This window comes from Pseudomonas sp. HMWF021, assembly GCF_003061005.1.
Classification (GTDB): Bacteria; Pseudomonadota; Gammaproteobacteria; order Pseudomonadales; family Pseudomonadaceae; genus Aquipseudomonas.
The window spans coordinates 81760-86062 of the sequence record NZ_QAIK01000180.1; the positions used below are offsets into that span (position 1 = coordinate 81760).

Genomic DNA, 4303 nt, shown 5'->3' on the forward strand with positions numbered 1-4303 from the left:
TCTCGATTGAGCAGGCACAGTTGGAGATCGCTCCAGCCGTTGAGGTGCTGCGCGGCGGCGCTGACCACGGCCTGACGATCCGTCGCCGCAGTCAGTTTGCGCGACAGATCAAGCAGCTCCGTGGTCTCTTCCTGGGTGTCGCGTAACGCCTGCAACTGACGGCGCTGGCGTGCGGCGAGATTGCCGGTGAGCGCCGCCATCAACAGGAAGAACAGCAAGGTCAGAACATCTTCTTCACGCTGGATAGCGAAGGAAAAATTCGGCGGAATGAACAGAAAATCGTAAGTCAGAAACGACAGCGCCGCACAGGCCAGCGCCGGCCCCAGACTGCTGCGCACCGCCACCAGCAACACCGCCGCAAGGAACACCAGCGAGATGTTCGGCAGCGGCAAGATACTCGACACCGCCCACGCCAATGCACTGGCAAGCACCGTGGCAACCAGCGCCAGCGCATAGTCGAACCAGACCAGCGTCGGCGTGCTCCGCAGGCGCGGTTGCAGGTGTTCATGGTCGTTGTCGAGGACGTTGATTTCCAGGCCGTGAGCCTGGCGCAGCAACCGTGCAGCCAGCCCGCCGCCGAATAGGCGCCGACGCAGACTAGGCCGTGACTGGCCGACCAGCAGCAGGCTCGCGCGACGTTCGGCGGCGTGCTGGATCAAGGTTTTCGCCACTTCGCCGGCGCGCAGCAACACCACTTCGCCGCCGAGGCGTTCAGCCAGTTGCTGGGCATTTTGCAGGCGCAGGCGCGACTGTTCATCGCGCACCGTGCCGTTGTCGACATGCACCAGACTCCATGGCAGATGCCGACGCTGGGCCACGCGACTGGCATGACGCACCAGGCGTTCGGCATGGGCATCACCATCGACACCCACCAGCAAGCGCCCGCGCACTGCCGGGGCTGACTGACCGAGTTGGCGATAGCCTTGCGCAAGATCGTTATCGACCTGCGCGGCAGCGGTTTGCATCGCCAGTTCACGCAACGCGGTGAGGTTGGTCTGGGTGAAAAACGCATCGATCGCCGCCCGCGCCTGTTCCGGCACGTAGACCTTGCCTTCGCGCAGACGCTCCAGCAATTCGCGCGGCGGCAGGTCGATCAGCAGCAGTTCGTAGGCTTCCTGCAGCACCCAGTCCGGCAGGGTTTCGCGCACTTGCACGCCAGTGATGCCGCGCACCTGATCGTTGAGGCTTTCCAGGTGCTGGACGTTGACCGTGGTGTAGACGTCGATGCCGGCGGCGAGCAGCTCCTGAATATCCTGCCAGCGCTTGGCGTGGCGACTGCCGGGGGCGTTGGTGTGGGCGAGTTCGTCCACCAGCACCAGTTTCGGTCTGGCGGCGAGCAGGCCGTCGAGGTCCATTTCTTCGAGCATCACGCCACGGTATTCCGAGCGCACCAATGGCTGCTGCGGCAAACCGCCGAGCAACGCTTCGGTTTCCGCGCGGCCGTGGGTTTCGACGACGCCGGCAATGATTTTCACGCCCTGGCGCAGTTGCGTGTGCGCGGCCTGGAGCATGGCGTAGGTCTTGCCGACACCGGGGGCGGCGCCGAGGAAGATCTTCAGCCGGCCACGGCCGTCGCGGGGCAGGTCTGCTAACAGTGCGTCGGCGCGGCCGGAGTCGCTCATCGGGAATTGCCTTGTTCGATTTGAAATGAGGGTGAACCGTTAAAAGATCGCAGCCTGCGGCAGCTCCTACAGGTCGATCCAGTGTAGGAGCTGCCGAAGGCTGCGATCTTTTGATCTACAGTTTTTCCAGCGTCATGTTCAGCTCCAGCACATTCACCACCGGTGGCCCCACTAGCGGCTGTTCGATGTGCGCATCGAGCAGTTGCTGCAAGGTAGACACCGGCAGGTTGCGCGCTTGCGCGACACGCGCCAGTTGATAGGCAATTGCCGCCGGAGGCAAGTGCGGATCGAGGCCGCTGCCGGAGGTGGTCAGCAGCGCCAAGGGCACTGGCCCCTGGCCGGGCACCTGCAATTTGTGGGCGTCGTCGATCACCCGGGTGGCCAGCGCCGGATTGCTAGGTGCCAGGTTACTGGCGCTGCTGGAAACGGTCGCAAACGCACCTGCCGATGGACGCGGATGGAACCACGCATCACCGACGAAATCCTGGGCAATCAGTGACGAGCCGCGCACCTTGCCATCAGCATCGTGCACCAGGCTGCCGTTGGCCTGTTCAGGGAAAGCGACCTGCGCAACGCCGGTCACCACCAGTGGATAGGCCACGCCGGTGATCAGGGTCATCAGCACCAGCAGGCTCAGGGCCGGACGTATCATTGTGGACATTGCAAAATCCTCGAATTCAGAAAGCGGATACCGCGTTAATTCAGGTGGACCGAGTCGACTTCATCGCCAGCAGGCTGGCTCCCACAGCGGGCCGCATTGCAAATCTGGGAGCGAGCCTGCTCGTGAAGGGATCACACCAGATGCAGCGCCGTCAGCAGCATGTCGATCGCCTTGATCCCCACGAACGGCACCAGAATCCCACCCAGCCCGTAGATCAGCAGGTTGCGACGCAACAGTGCCGCCGCACTCGCTGCCTGCACGCGCACACCCCGCAGTGCCAGTGGAATCAGCACCACGATGATCAGGGCGTTGAAGACGATGGCCGAGAGGATCGCGCTCTGCGGACTGGTCAGGTGCATGATGTTCAGCACGCCCAGTTGCGGATAGATTGCGGCGAACAGTGCCGGCAGGATCGCAAAGTATTTGGCCACGTCGTTGGCGATGGAAAAGGTAGTCAGCGCGCCACGGGTCACCAGCAATTCCTTGCCGATCTGCACCACGTCCAGCAGCTTGGTGGGGTCGCTGTCGAGGTCGACCATGTTCGCCGCTTCGCGCGCGGCTTGCGTGCCGTCGTTCATCGCCATGCCGACGTCAGCCTGGGCCAGCGCCGGGGCATCGTTGGCGCCGTCGCCGCACATGGCGACCAGACGACCGTCGTTCTGCTCAAGGCGGATACGCGCCAGCTTCTTCTCCGGGGTGGCTTCGGCGAGTACGTCGTCGACACCCGCTTCAGCGGCAATCGCGGCAGCGGTCAACGGGTTGTCGCCGGTGACCATCACGGTGCGAATCCCCAGTTTGCGCAGCTCGGCAAAACGCTCGCGAATGCCTGGCTTGACCACGTCCTTGAGATGGATCGCACCGAGCAGCTTGCCGTCGGCGCAGACCAGCAACGGTGTGCCGCCGCTCTGGGCGATCTTGTCGATTTCCCGCGACAGTGCGGGGGCCAGAACGGAGCGTTGTTGACCGAGGAACGACAGCAGCGAATCCACGGCGCCCTTGCGGTAAACGCGGCCCTGATAGTCAACACCGGAGAGACGGGTTTCCGCACTGAACGGCACGGCAGTCAACGTATCCAGCGCCGGCTCGGTTTGTGGGTGCAGACCGCGCAGGTACTCGACAATGGATTTGCCCTCAGCGGTTTCGTCCGCCAGCGAGGCGAACAGCGCGCCTTCGGCCAGTTCGCGACCGTTCACACCCGGCGCGGCATACACCGCGCTGCAACGACGGTTGCCGAAAGTGATGGTGCCGGTCTTGTCCAGCAGCAGCACGTGCACGTCACCGGCCGCTTCCACGGCACGCCCGGATTTGGCGATCACGTTCAGCCGCACCAGACGATCCATCCCGGCAATACCGATGGCCGACAGCAGGCCACCGATGGTGGTCGGAATCAGCGTGACCAGCAGCGCCACCAGGAACACCAGCGGCAGGTTGCCGTTGGCGAAATGGGCGAACGGTTGCAGGGTCACCACCACCAGCAGGAAGATCAGGGTCAGGCCGATCAGCAGGATGTCGAGGGCGACTTCGTTCGGAGTCTTCTGGCGCTTGGCGCCTTCAACCAATGCGATCATGCGGTCGAGGGTCGATTCACCGGGGTTGGCGGTGATCTTCACCAGCAGCCAGTCGGACACCAGGCGCGTGTTGCCGGTGACCGCCGAGCGATCGCCGCCGGACTCGCGAATCACCGGCGCCGATTCACCGGTGATCGCCGCTTCGTTGACCGCGGCAATACCTTCGATGACTTCGCCGTCACCGGGGATCATCTCCCCGGCCTCAACGCGCACCACGTCACCTTTGCGCAGGCTGGCAGCAGGCACCACCTGGAAGCTGCCGTTGGCCAGTTTGCGCCGCGCGCTGAGGCCTTCGCTACCGGCCTTGAGACTGTCGGCGCGGGCCTTGCCGCGACCTTCGGCCAAGGCCTCGGCGAAGTTGGCGAACAGCACGGTGAACCACAGCCACAAGGCAATCTGCGCGGCGACGAAAGTCGGCACGACGTTGTCCGGGATGAAACACAGCACGGTGG

Annotated in this window: 3 protein-coding genes; all 3 read right to left on the minus strand. The window is 64.0% G+C overall.

All coding sequences use genetic code 11. The annotated features are described in order from the left end of the window. A partial coding sequence (locus tag DBR18_RS30020) for a DUF4118 domain-containing protein (protein ID WP_256588980.1) occupies positions 1–1622 on the minus strand: 1622 nt, incomplete at its 3' end. Positions 1623–1737: 115 nt separating this feature from the next. After that, entirely contained in the window at positions 1738–2283 is a 546-nt protein-coding gene (gene kdpC / locus DBR18_RS26120) for a potassium-transporting ATPase subunit KdpC (RefSeq protein ID WP_108592475.1), read from the minus strand. Between the two features lie 131 nt (positions 2284–2414). Continuing rightward, on the minus strand, positions 2415–4303 hold a 1889-nt coding region (gene kdpB, locus DBR18_RS26125), incomplete at its 5' end, for a potassium-transporting ATPase subunit KdpB (protein ID WP_256588981.1).